The sequence below is a fragment of the Bacillus cereus group sp. BfR-BA-01350 genome (assembly GCF_022663775.1).
Taxonomy (GTDB): domain Bacteria; phylum Bacillota; class Bacilli; order Bacillales; family Bacillaceae_G; genus Bacillus_A; species Bacillus_A paranthracis.
This window is the reverse complement of record NZ_JAKUGD010000006.1, coordinates 126,977-144,188: the sequence shown is the minus strand read 5'-3', so window position 1 is coordinate 144,188 and position 17,212 is coordinate 126,977. Positions and strand designations below refer to the sequence as shown.

Sequence of the window (17,212 nt, the reverse complement as noted above, 5' to 3'; positions counted from 1 at the left end):
ATGAAGAAGTTGGTCGAGACGATTGTCAAGCCTCTTGTCGATTATCCTGAAGATGTAAAAGTTACACAGGAACTTTACAACGGAGAGATAAAGTATCGATTAACTGTACATCCTGAGGATGTTGGAAAAGTCATTGGAAAACAAGGGAAAGTTGCGAAAGCAATTCGAATGCTCTTGTATTCAGTGGGACATCACAATAGTGAAAAAGTAACACTGGAAATTCAATAAACGTAAAAAGGGCGAGGAGTTATTTCCTCTCCCTTTTTTAACATTTAAAGAGAAATTGCATGTTCCATATGTGAAATGGGGATGCTTAATTTATATAGAAACCAGGGGTGACATACTGTTTATGACAAAATGGTTTAACGTAGGGAAAATTGTAAATACTCATGGCGTAAAAGGAGAAATTCGTGTGGTTTCTCGTACTGATTTTCCAGAAGAGCGATATAAGGTAGGGAATACGTTATACATATCGAATGAAAAAGGTGGAGAGCCTTTCCCAGTAAAGATTACTTCTCATCGTCAACATAAAACATTTGATTTATTGACATTTGAAGGATATGGGAATGTAAATGAAGTAGAACAGTTTAAAGGTTCTCTTTTAAAAGTGCCTGAAGATCAATTAGGCGAACTAGCTGAAGGTGAATACTACTATCATGAAATTATTGGTTGCAACGTTGTAACGGAAGAAGGAGAAGCGCTAGGGACAATAAAAGAAGTTTTATCTCCTGGTGCAAATGATGTTTGGGTAATTAAACGTCCAAAAGGTCAAGATTTGTTAATTCCTTATATTGATGATGTTGTGCTTCAAGTTAACATTGAGAATAAATTAGTAACCATTCATGTAATGGAAGGGCTACTATAATGAAAATTGACATTTTAACTTTGTTTCCAGATATGTTTACAGGTGTGTTTGGATCTTCAATTTTAAAGAAAGCACAAGAAAAAGAAGCGGTAGAGCTTCGTGTTGTCAATTTCCGCGATTATACAACGAGTAAGCATAATAGCGTGGATGATTATCCGTATGGTGGTGGCGCTGGGATGGTATTAACTCCTCAGCCTATTTTTGATGCTGTAGAAGATTTAACGAAAGAGACAGAGCGTAAGCCGCGAGTTGTCTTAATGTGTCCGCAAGGTGAAAGGTTTACTCAGAAGAAAGCGGAAGAGCTTGCAGAGGAAGAACATTTAATCTTTGTATGTGGGCATTATGAAGGATATGACGAACGAATTCGTGAACATCTCGTAACAGATGAGATTTCTATCGGTGACTACGTATTAACGGGTGGAGAGTTAGCCTCTATGGTCATTACTGATAGTGTTGTACGTCTACTGCCAGGAGTACTAGGAAATCATGCTTCACAAGTCGAGGATTCGTTTAGTACAGGTTTATTAGAGCATCCTCATTATACACGTCCAGCTGATTTTCGTGGTATGAAAGTGCCGGATGTATTAATGTCAGGAAATCATAAAAATATTGATGAATGGCGACATAAAGAATCACTACGTCGTACGTACACGCGTAGACCGGATTTATTGGAAGAACGAGAATTGTCTAAGCAAGAAAAGAAGTGGCTAGAACAGATTAAAGAAGGCAAATAAGTGCTTGATATATTTTCTATTGCAACAGCCTTAGCAATATGCTATTATAACACTTGTGCTGCTGAAATCAGTAGCCGTATTAACGATGTTCCGCTGTAATTTATTTAGACTTTATAAGAGCATCTGTTTAAAGGAGAGAATTTAATATGCAACAATTAATCGCAGAAATTACAAAAGGCCAATTAAAAACTGACCTTCCTTCATTCCGTCCTGGAGACACTTTACGTGTACACGTAAAAGTAGTTGAGGGAACTCGTGAAAGAATTCAGCTTTTCGAAGGTGTTGTAATTAAACGTCGTGGTGGCGGAATCAGTGAAACATTCACAGTTCGTAAGATTTCTTACGGTGTAGGTGTAGAGCGTACATTCCCAGTTCACACGCCAAGAATCGCGAAAATCGAAGTACTTCGCCGTGGTAAAGTACGTCGTGCTAAGTTATACTACTTACGTAACCTTCGCGGTAAAAAAGCACGTATTAAAGAAATTCGATAAGACATGTATGGGAGCTTGTAAATGCACAAGCTCCCTTTTTCCAATCTATATAAAATTTTGATATAATACGATCAGCTTACATAATCGTGGAGGGGAAAAGCATGAAGAAAGAAAAGAGTTCACTTTGGGAATGGATCAAGGCAATTTTGATAGCTGTTGTATTAGCAGGTGTTATTAGACAGTTTTTCTTTGCGCCAATTCTCGTAGATGGAGTATCGATGGCGTCTACATTACATGATCGCGATCGAATGATTGTTAATAAAATTGGTTATCACATAGGAGATCCGAAACGATTTGATATTATTGTATTCCGAGCAACGGAAGATAAAGATTATATTAAGCGTATTATCGGCCTGCCAGGCGATGAAATAGAGTATCGTAATGATAAACTATATGTTAACGGAAAGGCTTATGAGGAGCCGTATTTAGACAAGCAGAAAAAACAAATTGCTGACGGACCGCTTACATATGATTTCACTCTTGAAGAAATGACAGGGAAGAAAACTGTTCCAGAAGGTCAATTATTTGTTTTAGGCGATAATCGTCGTTTTAGTAAAGATAGCCGTTCGATTGGTACAATTTCAATGGACCAAGTGATTGGAAAGGCAAATATACTATATTGGCCGTTAAAAGATGCACGTATTGTGAAATAAAAGAAAAAGAAGGTGGCAACATGGTAATTCAATGGTTCCCAGGACATATGGCAAAGGCTAGACGCCAAGTAACAGAAAAATTAAAGTTAATTGATGTTGTAATTGAGCTTGTAGATGCTCGATTACCTTTATCTTCTCGAAATCCGATGATCGATGAGATTATTACACATAAACCGAGGCTTGTTGTTTTAAATAAAGCGGATATGGCAGATGATCGTTTAACAAAGCAATGGATCGCATATTTTAAAGAAAAAGGCCATATGGCAATTTCAATTAACGCACAGGCTGGACAAGGCATGAAGGAAATTGCGGCGGCTTGTAAAGTGTTAGTGAAAGAGAAATTTGATAAAATGGTTGCAAAAGGTATTAGACCGAGAGCGATTCGTGCATTAATTGTAGGGATACCGAATGTTGGTAAATCTACGTTGATTAATAAGTTAGCGAAGAAAAATATTGCTAAAACAGGGGATCGTCCTGGTGTGACAACAGCTCAGCAATGGATTAAGGTTGGGAAGGAAATGGAATTACTTGATACACCAGGTATACTATGGCCTAAATTTGAGGACCAATTAGTTGGATTACGTCTAGCTACGACTGGTGCAATTAAAGATTCTATTTTAAATCTACAAGACGTAGCTGTTTATGCGCTACGTTTTATGGAGAAACATTACCCAGAGCGATTAAAAGAGCGCTATAATTTAAATGACATTCCAGAAGACATCGTGGAGTTATTTGATGCGATTGGAAAAAATAGAGGCTGTTTAATGGGCGGCGGAATGATTGATTATGATAAAACATCTGAACTTATACTTCGTGAGCTTCGTGGTGGCAAACTTGGGAAAATGACGTTTGAAACACCAGAAGAGTTTGCGGAGCATACAGAAGATGCAGAAAAAGTAGAAGAAGTATAAGACGTGCGTTTGTACGTCTTTTCTTTTTTGTATATAAAGGGAGTGGCATGAATGCAAAAAGTGACGATTCAAGAGGCGGAACATTTACTACAAGAAATTATGAGTGAAGAGGACGACCGCTTTCAAATATTAATAAAAGATGAACGTAAAGGGGTACAAAAGCTCATTTCTAAGTGGTATAAACAAAAAGAGTTAGCGCAAAAGGAAAAAGAAAAATTTTTAGAAATGTCTAAGTATGAAAATGCGTTACGTGAAAAAGGTCTCACATATATCGCAGGTATAGATGAAGTAGGTCGTGGACCGTTAGCTGGGCCTGTTGTGACGGCAGCTGTCGTTCTTCCTAAGGATTTTTATATTCCGGGGTTAAATGACTCGAAAAAGTTGAGTGAAGCGAAACGTGAGCGTTTTTATGATGAAATTAAAGCGCAAGCAATTGCAATTGGAGTTGGAATTGTATCACCGCAAGTTATTGATGAAATAAATATTTATCAAGCGACGAAACAAGCGATGTTAGATGCTGTTGCGAATTTATCTTGTACACCACAATATTTATTAATTGATGCGATGAAACTCCCTACACCAATTCCGCAAACATCTATTATTAAAGGTGATGCAAAAAGTATTTCTATTTCAGCTGCATCCATTATTGCGAAAGTAACGAGAGATCGTATGATGAAAGAGCTTGGAGAAAAGTATCCTGCATATGGATTTGAACAACATATGGGATATGGCACAAAACAACATTTAGAAGCGATTGAAGCGCATGGCATATTAGAAGAACATCGAAAATCGTTTGCGCCAATTAAAGATATGATTCAAAAATAAGCTGCGAAAACGCAGCTTATTTTGTATTTTGACATATAAACATTACTATTTTCCAAAAAGAATAAAGCGATTTCAGTTTTCTGACACTTTATTGTAGACAGCGTGCCAATCATCTTATACAATGGCAATGTAATGTTTTTTAAACATTAAAAAACTTTTCGAGTAAAACAGGAAAACAGGGGAGGATGGGACCATGAATATCCATGAGTACCAAGGTAAGGCAGTCCTTAGAAGCTATGGGGTTAGCGTTCCGAACGGGAAGGTTGCATTTACAGTAGAAGAAGCTGTAGAAGCGGCGAAAGAATTAGGAACGGATGTATGTGTAGTGAAAGCACAAATTCACGCTGGTGGACGCGGCAAAGCTGGCGGAGTAAAAGTTGCAAAAAATTTAGATGAAGTTCGTACATATGCAGAGAGCATTTTAGGAACTACACTTGTGACACATCAAACAGGTCCTGAAGGTAAGGAAGTAAAACGCTTACTTATCGAAGAAGGTTGCGATATTAAAAAAGAATATTATGTAGGTCTTGTTTTAGACCGTGCAACTTCTCAAGTTGTTTTAATGGCTTCTGAAGAAGGCGGAACAGAAATTGAAGAAGTAGCAGAAAAAACACCTGAAAAAATCTTTAAAGAATATATTGATCCAGCAGTAGGCTTACAAGGCTTCCAAGCACGCCGAATTGCATTTAACATCAATATTCCAAAAGAGCTTGTAGGACAAGCTGTGAAGTTTATGATGGGCTTATACCGTGCTTTTATCGAAAAAGATTGCTCTATCGCAGAGATTAACCCACTTGTTACAACAGGTGATGGTAAAGTTATGGCATTAGATGCGAAATTAAACTTTGATTCTAATGCTTTATATCGCCATAAAGACATTTTAGAACTTCGTGACCTTGATGAAGAAGATGCAAAAGAAATCGAAGCTTCTAAATATGACTTAAACTACATTCCTTTAGATGGAAATATCGGTTGTATGGTTAATGGTGCAGGTTTAGCGATGGCTACTATGGATATCATTAAACATTACCATGGCGATCCAGCTAACTTTTTAGATGTTGGTGGCGGTGCGACAGCTGAAAAGGTTACAGAAGCATTCAAAATTATCCTTTCTGACAAAAATGTAAAAGGTATCTTCGTTAACATTTTTGGTGGCATTATGAAGTGTGATGTTATTGCAGAAGGTGTTATTGAAGCAACGAAACAAGTAGGTCTTGAATTGCCTTTAGTTGTACGTCTTGAAGGTACAAACGTAGAGTTAGGTAAGAAAATTTTAAATGAGTCTGGCTTAAATATTGTTGCAGCAGAATCTATGGCAGACGGTGCACAAAAAATTGTTTCACTAGTGGGCTAATAGAAAGCGGGGGAGAAAAATGAGCGTATTAGTTAATAAAGATACAAAAGTTATTGTTCAAGGTATTACAGGTTCTCAAGGGTTATTCCACACAAAGCAAATGATAGAATACGGTACGAAAATTGTCGGTGGTGTAACGCCAGGTAAAGGTGGCACTGATATTGAAGGTGTACCAGTATTTGATACTGTAGAAGATGCAGTGAAAGCAACAGGCGCAAACGCTTCAGTTGTATACGTTCCACCCGCTTTTGCGGCTGATGCAATTATGGAAGCAGTTGATGCAGAAATTGATTTAGTAGTATGTATTACTGAAGGAATTCCTGTATTAGATATGGTAAATGTAAAGAGATATATGGCTGGTAAACATACACGTTTACTTGGACCGAACTGCCCAGGTGTTATCACACCTGATGAATGTAAAATTGGTATTATGCCAGGGTACATTCATAAAAAAGGTCATGTAGGTATCGTATCTCGCTCTGGTACATTAACATATGAGGCTGTACATCAGTTAACACAAGAAGGTATTGGTCAATCTACAGCTGTAGGTATCGGAGGAGACCCTGTTAACGGTACAGACTTTATTGATGCGTTAAAAGCATTTAATGAAGATGAAGAAACACATGCTGTAATTATGATTGGTGAAATCGGTGGTACAGCGGAAGAAGAGGCAGCTGAATGGGTGAAAGCTAATATGACAAAACCTGTTGTAGGCTTCATTGGCGGCCAAACAGCGCCTGCTGGCAAACGTATGGGTCATGCTGGTGCAATCATTTCTGGCGGTAAAGGAACTGCTGCAGAAAAGATTAAAACGATGGAAGCTTGTGGTATTAAAGTAGCGGAAACTCCAGCAGTTATGGGTGAAACGCTAATCTCTGTCTTAAAAGAAAAAGGTCTATTTGAGACTTGTAAAAACTACTAATCTGTTGAAAGACACCTTCTTGCTTGAAGGTGTCTTTTTACAAACTTCTTGTTAACATAATAAAAATTATGGGTAAGGAGAATTGGGATGAAAAGAGAACGATTATTACATCTTCATTACTTGTTAGCAGACCATTGGAAGGCGATAGAGAGGCTATTACATGTCGATCCAGAATTGAAGGAAATATACAATTTTAATGCAAAACAAATTGAATGTTACACTGGAATATCCTCGAAAAAATCTTCAGAATTAGTAAATTTTCTTCAAAGTTCAAATCTCCCACAATATATATCTTATTTAGAGAAAAATCGATTCTTTTATATGACAATATGGGATGAAGATTATCCAAAATTATTACGTGAAATACAAGATCCTCCCTTTGTATTATATGGAAAAGGAGAAAAAGATTTTCTCAATAAAGTGAATAAATTAGCGGTTGTTGGAACGAGAGAACCGACTTTATATGGATATGAAAGTTTGAAATTTATTTTACATCCATTATTAGAAAAAGAATGGCTTATTGTCAGTGGATTTGCAAGAGGGATAGATGCGATGTCTCATGAAATTACAGTAAGACGGCATTGCCCAACAATTGCGATACTAGGACATGGATTATCGTATATATATCCAAGAGAGAATCGATATTTATATGAAGTGTGGAATGAATATATATTGTTATTAACAGAGTATCCTCCGCACTATGCACCGAAAAAATGGTATTTTCCAAAAAGGAATCGAATTATTAGTGGCATAAGTAAAGGTGTTTTAGTTGTAGAAGCGAAATCGAGAAGTGGAACACTTATTACCGCAGACCTTGCTCTAGAGCAAAATAGAGAGGTATTTGCACTGCCTGGACCTATATTTATAGATAGTGCATCAGGAACAAATCATCTCATTCAACAAGGAGCGAAACTAGTAAGAAATGCAGAAGATATACTGGAAGAGATTTTAAATTAACCTTATATTTTTATGTTTTTATTAAACAATTATTGACAAATGGTAGATAGGCACTGTATGGTATATTCATTCTTGATTGACAAAAACAAGAGAAATCAATAAGATTAATGAAGACTTGAATCCACCTCTTAAGGAGGCACTAGCATGTCAGATTACCTCGTAATCGTGGAGTCGCCTTCTAAGGCGAAGACCATTGAGAAATATTTAGGGAAAAAATACAAAGTTGTCGCGTCTATGGGACACGTTCGCGATTTACCTAAAAGCCAAATGGGGATAGAAGTAAAGAACAACTTCACCCCGAAGTATATTACCATTCGTGGTAAAGGTCCCGTCTTAAAAGACTTAAAATCAGCAGCAAAAAAAGCAAAGAAAGTCTATCTCGCGGCCGATCCAGACCGCGAAGGGGAAGCTATTGCTTGGCATTTAGCCAATACGTTAAATGTGGACGTTGAATCAGATTGCCGAGTTGTGTTTAATGAGATTACAAAAGATGCAATAAAAGAATCATTCAAACATCCTCGCGCGATTAACATGAATTTAGTAGATGCACAACAAGCAAGACGTATACTAGATCGTCTTGTTGGTTACAATATTAGTCCTTTATTATGGAAGAAAGTAAAAAAAGGATTAAGTGCAGGACGCGTACAATCTGTAGCAGTTCGTTTAATTATCGAACGTGAAAGAGAAATACAAAGTTTCGAGCCTGAAGAATTCTGGACAATTAAGACAGAATTTGTGAAAGGGAAAGACACATTTGAAGCAAGCTTTTACGGTGTAGATGGTGAAAAAGTTCAATTAACGAATGAAACACAAGTGAATGAAATAATTGAACGGCTGAAAGATAATGCGTTCTCAGTTGAAAATGTAACGAGAAAAGAGCGAAAACGTAATCCAGCATTACCATTTACAACATCTTCCTTGCAACAAGAGGCGGCGCGTAAGTTAAACATGCGAGCAAAGAAAACGATGATGCTTGCGCAGCAATTGTATGAAGGAATTGATCTTGGAAAACAAGGAACTGTAGGTCTTATTACGTATATGAGAACTGATTCAACACGTATCTCAGAAACAGCTCAAACAGAGGCACGTACGTACATTACTGAGGCGTTTGGTACGGAATACATAGGAACAGAAAAGAAGAAAGAAACGAAGAAGTCGAACGCACAAGATGCGCATGAGGCAATTCGTCCTACTTCGGTAATGAGAAAGCCAGAGGAACTAAAGAGTTTCTTAAGTCGTGACCAACTTCGATTGTATAAATTGATTTGGGAGCGATTTGTTGCAAGTCAAATGGCGTCTGCTATAATGGATACTGTGACAGCGAGACTCATTAATAATAATGTTCAGTTCCGTTCAAGTGGATCGGTTGTAAAGTTCCCAGGATTTATGAAGGTGTATGTAGAGTCGAAAGATGATGGGGCTGAAGAAAAGGATAAGATGTTGCCACCTTTAGAAGTAGGGGAAACCGTATTTTCGAAGGATTTAGAACCGAAGCAACACTTTACACAACCTCCGCCGCGCTATACAGAGGCTCGTTTAGTAAGAACACTTGAAGAGCTTGGAATTGGAAGACCGTCGACTTACGTACCGACACTTGAAACGATTCAAAAACGTGGATATGTAGGTTTGGATAATAAACGCTTCGTTCCAACTGAACTAGGTGAAATAGTAATTGAACTTATTTTAGAGTTTTTCCCGGAAATTATTAACATTGAATTTACTGCTAACATGGAGCAAAGCCTCGATGAAGTAGAAGAAGGAAATGCGAATTGGGTAAAAATTGTTGATGATTTCTACGTAGGATTTGAACCGCGTTTAGAAAAAGCGGAAAAAGAAATGCGTGAAGTGGAAATTAAAGATGAACCAGCTGGGGAAGATTGTGAATTATGTAATCACCCAATGGTCTTTAAAATGGGTAAATACGGGAAATTTATGGCTTGCTCGAATTTCCCAGATTGTCGTAATACAAAACCGATTGTGAAAGAAATCGGTGTTACTTGTCCGAAATGTGATAAAGGTCAAATTATTGAACGTCGTAGTAATAAAAAGAAACGTCTTTTCTATGGGTGCGGTACGTATCCAGAGTGTGACTTTGTATCTTGGGATAAGCCGATTGGCCGTAAATGTCCGAAGTGTGAAGGTATGCTAGTAGAGAAGAAGTTGAAAAAAGGCGTACAAGTACAATGTATTTCGTGTGATTATGAAGAAGAACAACAAATGTGAGCGTAACTGCTCACATTTTTTTCGGGAAGAAAAGGAAAGGTGATAAATATATGACAACACAAGTAGTAAACGTCATTGGCGCAGGTCTTGCAGGAAGTGAAGCAGCTTACCAAATTGCAAAACGTGGTGTCCAAGTAAGATTATACGAAATGAGACCGGTAAGGCAAACGCCCGCTCATCACACAGATAAATTTGCAGAATTAGTATGTAGTAACTCGCTTCGCGCAAACACATTAACAAATGCTGTTGGTGTTATTAAAGAAGAAATGCGTTTAATGGATTCTGTTATTATTCGTGCAGCTGATGAGTGTTCTGTACCAGCAGGAGGGGCTTTGGCGGTAGATCGTCATGAATTTGCGGCAAAAGTAACGGAATATGTGAAAAATCATCCGAACGTAACTGTGGTGAATGAAGAAATCACTGAAATTCCAGAAGGTCCTACTGTTATCGCGACAGGTCCACTTACGTCGCCTGATCTTTCTGCGCAATTAAAAGAATTAACGGGTGAAGACTACTTTTATTTCTATGATGCAGCAGCACCGATTGTTGAGAAAGACAGCATTGATATGAATAAAGTGTATTTAAAATCTCGTTACGATAAAGGTGAAGCGGCATATTTAAACTGTCCAATGACGGAAGAGGAATTTGACCGTTTTTACGAGGCTTTAATCGCTGCTGAAACAGTACCTTTAAAAGAATTTGAAAAAGAAATTTTCTTTGAAGGTTGTATGCCGGTAGAAGTTATGGCAAGTAGAGGAAGACAAACACTAGTATTTGGACCGATGAAACCTGTTGGATTAGAAGATCCGAAAACAGGGAAAACGCCATATGCTGTTGTTCAGTTACGCCAAGATGATGCAGCGGGAACGTTATACAATATCGTAGGTTTCCAAACGCATTTAAAATGGGGACCGCAAAAAGAAGTGTTACAGTTGATTCCAGGACTGGAAAACGCAGAGATTGTACGTTATGGTGTAATGCATCGTAATACGTTTATTAATTCACCTAACTTGCTTCGTCCAACATACCAATATAAACAACGTGATGATTTATTCTTCGCTGGTCAAATGACTGGAGTGGAGGGATATGTTGAATCAGCGGCTTCAGGATTGCTAGCAGGTATCAACGCTGCTCGACTTGTAAAAGGTGAAGAGCCGGTTGTATTACCACCAGTAACTGCGATGGGAAGTATGGCGAATTATATTACTGCGACAAATGCAAAAAACTTCCAACCGATGAATGCAAACTTCGGTCTGTTTGCACCGTTAGAGAAGAAAATTAAAAAGAAAGCAGAACGTAATGAAGCATATGCAACACGCGCTTTAGAAACGATTCGAAATTTTGTAAATATTTAGTTAAATTTCTTGCAAAGGCTACTAAGTTGTGATACGATTTAGTAGCCTTTATTGAGGTGAATTGTGTGAATGTGAAGAAATTGTTACAATTATTCGTTGGATATTTACAAATTGAAAGAAATTATTCAAAATATACAATTGCAAGTTATCAAAATGATTTAGAACATTTTGTGCAATTTATGGAGCGAGAAGGCATATCCTCTTTTTTAGATATTACATACGCGGATGTTCGTTTGTACTTAACGACGTTGCACGATGAAAAGTTAGCCCGTAAATCTGTCGCAAGAAAAGTATCAAGCTTACGAAGTTTATATCGTTTTTTGATGCGTGAAGGTTATCGGAAGGATAATCCGTTTGCACTTGCGTCACTCCCCAAAAAAGAATTGTCAATCCCAAAGTTTTTATATGCTGAAGAATTAGAGGAATTATTTGAAGTTTCTGATACGGAAACCCCGTTAGGTCAAAGGAATCAAGCTTTATTAGAGTTGATGTATGCGACCGGGATCCGTGTGAGTGAATGTGTCAATTTACAACTTACCGATATTGACTTTGCGGTGGGAACAATTTTAGTAATGGGAAAAGGAAAAAAACAAAGGTATATTCCGTTCGGGAGCTATGCACAAGATGCTTTAATTACTTATATAGAGAACGGGAGAAAACAGTTAGCCAAGAAAACTGAAGAACAATCTCATATGGTATTTTTAAATGCGAAAGGCACGCCGCTGACAAGTCGAGGAGTACGCTATGTATTAAATGAACTCATTAAGAAAGCTTCACTGACAATGCGTATAAGTCCTCATATGTTAAGGCATACATTTGCTACACATATGTTAGATGAAGGGGCAGATTTACGTACTGTACAGGAGCTACTCGGTCATGAAAATTTGTCTACGACACAAATTTATACGCATGTCTCTAAAGAAAGATTGCGTTCTGTCTACATGAAGCATCACCCACGGGCATAAATTGCTTTTAAAGCTATAAAAACATATAAAGGAGTTTTTTCTATGGGAAATTTCCACGCTACAACGATATTTGCAGTTCATCATAATGGAGAATGTGCAATGGCTGGAGATGGCCAGGTGACAATGGGAAATGCTGTTGTAATGAAACATACAGCTCGTAAGGTTCGTAAACTTTTTCAAGGGAAAGTTTTAGCTGGTTTTGCAGGTTCAGTTGCTGATGCATTTACTCTTTTTGAAATGTTTGAAGGGAAATTAGAAGAGTATAATGGAAATTTGCAGCGTGCTGCCGTTGAGATGGCGAAGCAATGGCGCGGTGACAAAATGTTACGTCAGCTAGAAGCGATGCTCATTGTCATGGATAAAACAACGATGCTCCTTGTTTCAGGTACGGGAGAAGTGATTGAACCGGATGATGGTATTTTAGCAATTGGATCTGGCGGAAATTATGCGCTTTCAGCAGGTCGTGCTTTAAAACAATATGCAAGTGAACATTTAACAGCGAAGCAAATTGCGAAAGCGAGTTTAGACATTGCAGGCGATATTTGTGTGTATACAAACCACAATATAATTGTGGAAGAATTGTAGAATCGTAAGGGAGGCATTTTATATGCATTTACATTTTACTCCGCGTCAAATTGTGGAAAAATTAGATCAATACATTATCGGTCAAAAGGATGCGAAGAAAGCGGTTGCTGTAGCTTTAAGAAATCGATACCGTCGAAGTAAATTAGCTGAAAATCTACGTGATGAAATTGCACCTAAAAATATTTTAATGATTGGACCGACAGGTGTTGGTAAAACAGAGGTAGCACGACGAATGGCGAAACTCGTTGGAGCACCTTTTATTAAGGTTGAAGCTACGAAATTTACAGAAGTTGGATATGTAGGTAGAGATGTAGAATCGATGGTACGTGACCTTGTGGAAACGTCAGTTCGCATTGTGAAAGAAGAAATGGTAGTAAAAGTACAAGACAAAGCAGAAGAACAAGCGAACCAACGTCTTGTTGAAATTTTAGTGCCGAGTCCGGAGAAGCAATCTGGATTTAAAAACCCATTAGAAATGCTATTTGGTGGCACCCAAAATTCGAATCAAACAACAGATTCACAGGAAGATGTTGAAATTGAAAAGAAACGTCAAGATGTGGAAAGAAAGCTTGCTGCGGGGCTTCTTGAAGATGAAATTGTATCGATTGAAGTGACTGAACAACAGTCTTCTATGTTCGATATGTTGCAAGGAACTGGCATGGAACAAATGGGGATGAATTTCCAAGATGCATTAGGAAGTTTTATGCCGAAAAAAACAAAAAAACGTAAACTTTCTGTAAAAGAAGCAAGAAAAGTCTTGACAAATGAGGAAGCACAGCGCTTAATTGATATGGATGAAGTTACACAAGAGGCTGTTTATCGTGCTGAACAGCTCGGGATTATTTTTATCGATGAAATTGACAAAATTGCTGGTAAGCAGTCGAATAGCGTAGATGTATCACGTGAAGGTGTGCAACGTGACATTTTACCAATTGTAGAAGGATCAAATGTTGCGACAAAATACGGATCAGTAAAAACGGATTATATTTTATTCGTTGCAGCTGGAGCGTTTCATATGTCTAAACCGTCAGATTTGATTCCGGAATTACAAGGGAGATTTCCGATTCGAGTAGAATTAACAAAATTATCGACGGATGATTTTGTTAAAATATTAATCGAGCCTGACAATGCGTTAATTAAACAATATATTGCTTTATTAGCGACTGAAGGTATAGAAATTGAATTTTCAGACGAAGCTATTCGTAAGATTGCTGAGATTGCTTATCAAGTTAATCAGGATACAGATAATATTGGAGCAAGAAGACTTCATACGATTATGGAGAAGCTCCTTGAAGATTTATCGTTTGAAGCATCTGAAATTACGTTAGAGAAAATAACGATAACGCCTCAATACGTTGAGGAAAAATTAGCAACGATTGCTAAAAATAAAGATGTGAGCCAGTTTATTTTGTAATAGTGTCATCAGGTGACTCGCCCTAGTTTCCAAGTGATGAAAAAATATGTGAGTAACATGTAGGAGGAACTTTTGAAATGGAATTATTAGCAAAAACAAGAAAATTAAATGCGTTATTACAGAGCGCAGCAGGAAAGCCTGTAAACTTTAGAGAAATGTCTGACACAATGTGTGAAGTAATCGAAGCGAACGTATTCGTAGTAAGCCGTCGTGGTAAATTACTAGGTTATGCAATTCACCAACAAATCGAGAATGAGCGTATGAAACAAATGCTTGCAGAACGTCAATTCCCAGAAGAGTATACACAAAGCTTATTCAATATTACAGAAACATCTTCAAACTTAGATGTAAACAGTGCTTACACAGCATTCCCAGTAGAAAATAAAGAATTATTTGGTCAAGGTTTAACTACAATCGTACCGATCGTTGGTGGCGGTGAGCGTCTAGGTACATTAGTTTTAGCTCGTCTTGGTCAAGAGTTCTTAGATGATGATTTAATTCTTGCTGAGTACAGCTCAACTGTTGTAGGTATGGAAATTTTACGTGAAAAAGCAGAAGAAATCGAAGAAGAAGCACGTAGCAAAGCTGTTGTTCAAATGGCGATCAGCTCATTATCTTACAGTGAGTTAGAAGCAATCGAGCACATCTTCGAAGAATTAAACGGAACAGAAGGTTTACTTGTTGCAAGTAAAATTGCTGACCGCGTAGGAATCACTCGTTCGGTAATCGTAAATGCACTTCGTAAATTAGAAAGTGCTGGTGTAATTGAGTCGCGTTCTTTAGGTATGAAAGGAACATACATTAAAGTATTAAACGACAAATTCTTACATGAACTTGCTAAATTAAAAACAAACTAATTTATAAAACTCTCCTCATTCTTTGAGGGGAGTTTTTTTGTGTATAACAGATTGATGTTGTTAGCAAATAGAGTCATAATCCCATTTTTGTGAAAAACTATGAATTGCATTTTACTTTTTTGCTTAAAAGAAATGCAGGTTGGTAATACTAGAATTCGAGTATGAACAAAGAAAGTTTTACATTGTTCGCATTTTCGACTTGATTGTAATATTTCAGTATGATATAGTAAGCAGTGGTGTCAGTACAAAGTACACACGTTTACTGATTTAAGTGTTGGTGCTACGTTTGTAGTTTCGCTTAGAGATGAAGTAAACGGAGGATATCAAAAACCATTTAGGAGGAACTATATTATGTCAGTAATTTCTATGAAGCAATTGCTTGAAGCTGGTGTTCATTTCGGACATCAAACTCGTCGTTGGAACCCAAAAATGAAGCGTTACATTTTCACAGAGCGTAACGGTATCTACATCATCGACTTACAAAAAACTGTGAAAAAAGTTGAGGAAGCTTTCAAAGTTATGCGTGACATCGCTGCTGAAGGCGGAGACATCTTATTCGTAGGTACTAAAAAACAAGCACAAGAAGCTATTAAAGAAGAAGCAACTCGTGCTGGTATGTACTTCGTTAACCAACGTTGGTTAGGTGGAACTTTAACTAACTTCCAAACAATCCAAAAGCGTATCAAGCGTCTTAAAGACATCGAAAGAATGCAAGAAGATGGTACTTTCGAAGTACTACCTAAGAAAGAAGTTGTTCAACTTAAAAAAGAGTTAGAGCGTCTTGAGAAATTCTTAGGCGGTATTAAAGATATGAAAGGTCTTCCAAGTGCATTATTCGTAGTAGACCCTCGTAAAGAGCGTATTGCAGTTGCTGAAGCACGCAAATTACACATTCCAATCATCGGTATCGTTGATACAAACTGTGATCCAGACGAAATCGATCACGTTATCCCAGCAAACGATGATGCAATTCGTGCTGTAAAACTTCTTACATCTAAAATGGCAGACGCGATCCTTGAAGCAAAACAAGGTGAAGAAACTGTTACTGCGTAACAAAGTTGGAAAGGTGATAAGGGGTTCGGCCTTTTATCACCTTTTTTAAGGTATAAACACCTTTATAAAAGGTATAAATACATATTTTAGGAGGATGAAAAGTATGGCAATCACTGCACAAATGGTAAAAGAATTACGTGAAAAAACTGGCGCAGGTATGATGGACTGCAAAAAAGCTTTAACAGAAACTAACGGCGACATGGAGAAGGCAATTGACTTCTTACGTGAAAAAGGTATCGCGAAAGCTGCTAAAAAAGCAGACCGCATCGCTGCTGAAGGTTTAACTTTCATCGAAACAAACGGTAACGACGGTTTAATCTTAGAATTAAACTCTGAAACTGATTTCGTTGCGAAAAACGAAGGTTTCCAAACATTAATTAAAGAATTAGCTGCTCACTTATTAGCTAACAAACCAGCTAACGTTGAAGAAGCTATGGCTCAAACAATGGAAAACGGCAAAAAAGTAGAAGAGCACATCAACGAAGCAATCGCTAAAATTGGTGAAAAACTTACACTTCGTCGTTTCGAAATCGTATCAAAAACTGATGCAGATGCATTCGGCGCTTACCTACACATGGGTGGACGCATTGGTGTACTAACAGTTCTTGAAGGTTCTACTGATGAAGCGGCTGCTAAAGATGTTGCAATGCACATCGCTGCAGTTAACCCTAAATACATCGACCGCGATGCTGTAACAGCTGAAGAAGTTGAGCATGAGCGTCAAGTATTAACACAACAAGCATTAAACGAAGGCAAGCCTGAAAAAATCGTTGCAAAAATGGTTGAAGGCCGTCTTGGCAAATTCTTCGAAGAAATTTGCTTACTTGACCAAGCATTCGTTAAAAACCCTGATATGAAAGTTCGTCAGTTCGTTGAGTCTAAAGGCGGAACATTAAAAGGATTCGTTCGCTACGCTGTTGGTGAAGGTATCGAAAAACGCGAAGACAACTTTGCTGAAGAAGTAATGAACCAAGTAAAAGGTAGTAACTAATACAGATTAGGGAACACATTGTGTTCCCTTTTTTAAAATAAAGATGTAAGCAATTGG

At 37.7% G+C, this 17,212-nt stretch carries 18 protein-coding genes; all 18 read left to right on the top strand.

Features of this window, described 5'->3' with window-relative positions; all coding sequences use genetic code 11:
* The 18 genes from MR147_RS15430 (at window position 1) to tsf (ending at window position 17,155) form a co-directional block, all read left to right on the top strand.
* Entirely contained in the window at window positions 1-228 is a 228-nt protein-coding gene (locus tag MR147_RS15430) for a KH domain-containing protein (protein ID WP_000737403.1), read from the top strand.
* Between the two features lie 121 nt (window positions 229-349).
* Entirely contained in the window at window positions 350-865 is a 516-nt protein-coding gene (rimM, locus tag MR147_RS15425; protein ID WP_000170268.1) for a ribosome maturation factor RimM, read from the top strand.
* A complete protein-coding gene (gene trmD / locus MR147_RS15420; RefSeq protein WP_000686892.1) occupies window positions 865-1,599 on the top strand; it encodes a tRNA (guanosine(37)-N1)-methyltransferase TrmD in 735 nt (244 codons plus the stop codon). Before rimM ends, trmD begins: the two co-directional genes overlap by 1 nt.
* A gap of 146 nt (window positions 1,600-1,745) precedes the next feature.
* On the top strand, window positions 1,746-2,090 hold the full coding sequence (rplS, locus tag MR147_RS15415) for a 50S ribosomal protein L19 (protein ID WP_001186516.1): 345 nt from the start codon (window positions 1,746-1,748) through the stop codon (window positions 2,088-2,090).
* 101 nt (window positions 2,091-2,191) lie between these two features.
* On the top strand, window positions 2,192-2,743 hold the full coding sequence (gene lepB, locus MR147_RS15410) for a signal peptidase I (protein WP_000711857.1): 552 nt from the start codon (window positions 2,192-2,194) through the stop codon (window positions 2,741-2,743).
* A 20-nt stretch (window positions 2,744-2,763) separates the two neighbouring features.
* Entirely contained in the window at window positions 2,764-3,654 is an 891-nt protein-coding gene (gene ylqF / locus MR147_RS15405) for a ribosome biogenesis GTPase YlqF (protein ID WP_074606250.1), read from the top strand.
* A 51-nt stretch (window positions 3,655-3,705) separates the two neighbouring features.
* Window positions 3,706-4,479 carry a ribonuclease HII gene (gene rnhB, locus MR147_RS15400; protein ID WP_046198499.1) on the top strand — a complete coding sequence of 258 codons (774 nt, stop codon included), beginning with the start codon at window positions 3,706-3,708 and terminating at the stop codon, window positions 4,477-4,479.
* A 193-nt stretch (window positions 4,480-4,672) separates the two neighbouring features.
* Entirely contained in the window at window positions 4,673-5,833 is a 1,161-nt protein-coding gene (gene sucC, locus MR147_RS15395; protein WP_001020785.1) for an ADP-forming succinate--CoA ligase subunit beta, read from the top strand.
* A 19-nt stretch (window positions 5,834-5,852) separates the two neighbouring features.
* On the top strand, window positions 5,853-6,755 hold the full coding sequence (gene sucD / locus MR147_RS15390) for a succinate--CoA ligase subunit alpha (protein WP_000115178.1): 903 nt from the start codon (window positions 5,853-5,855) through the stop codon (window positions 6,753-6,755).
* 87 nt (window positions 6,756-6,842) lie between these two features.
* On the top strand, window positions 6,843-7,712 hold the full coding sequence (gene dprA / locus MR147_RS15385) for a DNA-processing protein DprA (RefSeq protein WP_061131599.1): 870 nt from the start codon (window positions 6,843-6,845) through the stop codon (window positions 7,710-7,712).
* Between the two features lie 144 nt (window positions 7,713-7,856).
* Complete coding sequence (gene topA / locus MR147_RS15380) at window positions 7,857-9,935, top strand: type I DNA topoisomerase (RefSeq protein WP_001286973.1); 2,079 nt, start codon at window positions 7,857-7,859, stop codon at window positions 9,933-9,935.
* Between the two features lie 50 nt (window positions 9,936-9,985).
* Window positions 9,986-11,290 (top strand): FADH(2)-oxidizing methylenetetrahydrofolate--tRNA-(uracil(54)-C(5))-methyltransferase TrmFO, encoded by a 1,305-nt coding sequence (gene trmFO, locus MR147_RS15375; protein WP_002028254.1) that lies wholly within the window; start codon window positions 9,986-9,988, stop codon window positions 11,288-11,290.
* Window positions 11,291-11,355: 65 nt separating this feature from the next.
* A complete protein-coding gene (xerC, locus tag MR147_RS15370) occupies window positions 11,356-12,255 on the top strand; it encodes a tyrosine recombinase XerC (RefSeq protein ID WP_001101228.1) in 900 nt (299 codons plus the stop codon).
* Between the two features lie 42 nt (window positions 12,256-12,297).
* Complete coding sequence (hslV, locus tag MR147_RS15365) at window positions 12,298-12,840, top strand: ATP-dependent protease proteolytic subunit HslV (RefSeq protein ID WP_000526271.1); 543 nt, start codon at window positions 12,298-12,300, stop codon at window positions 12,838-12,840.
* Window positions 12,841-12,862: 22 nt separating this feature from the next.
* The gene (gene hslU, locus MR147_RS15360) at window positions 12,863-14,254 is read left to right on the top strand and encodes an ATP-dependent protease ATPase subunit HslU (RefSeq protein WP_074606248.1); all 1,392 of its coding nucleotides are present in this window, start codon (window positions 12,863-12,865) and stop codon (window positions 14,252-14,254) included.
* Between the two features lie 77 nt (window positions 14,255-14,331).
* A complete protein-coding gene (codY, locus tag MR147_RS15355; protein WP_000421288.1) occupies window positions 14,332-15,111 on the top strand; it encodes a GTP-sensing pleiotropic transcriptional regulator CodY in 780 nt (259 codons plus the stop codon).
* A gap of 351 nt (window positions 15,112-15,462) precedes the next feature.
* Window positions 15,463-16,164 carry a 30S ribosomal protein S2 gene (gene rpsB, locus MR147_RS15350; RefSeq protein ID WP_000111483.1) on the top strand — a complete coding sequence of 234 codons (702 nt, stop codon included), beginning with the start codon at window positions 15,463-15,465 and terminating at the stop codon, window positions 16,162-16,164.
* Between the two features lie 103 nt (window positions 16,165-16,267).
* A complete protein-coding gene (gene tsf, locus MR147_RS15345; RefSeq protein ID WP_001018581.1) occupies window positions 16,268-17,155 on the top strand; it encodes a translation elongation factor Ts in 888 nt (295 codons plus the stop codon).
* The last annotated feature ends 57 nt before the right edge of the window (window positions 17,156-17,212 follow it).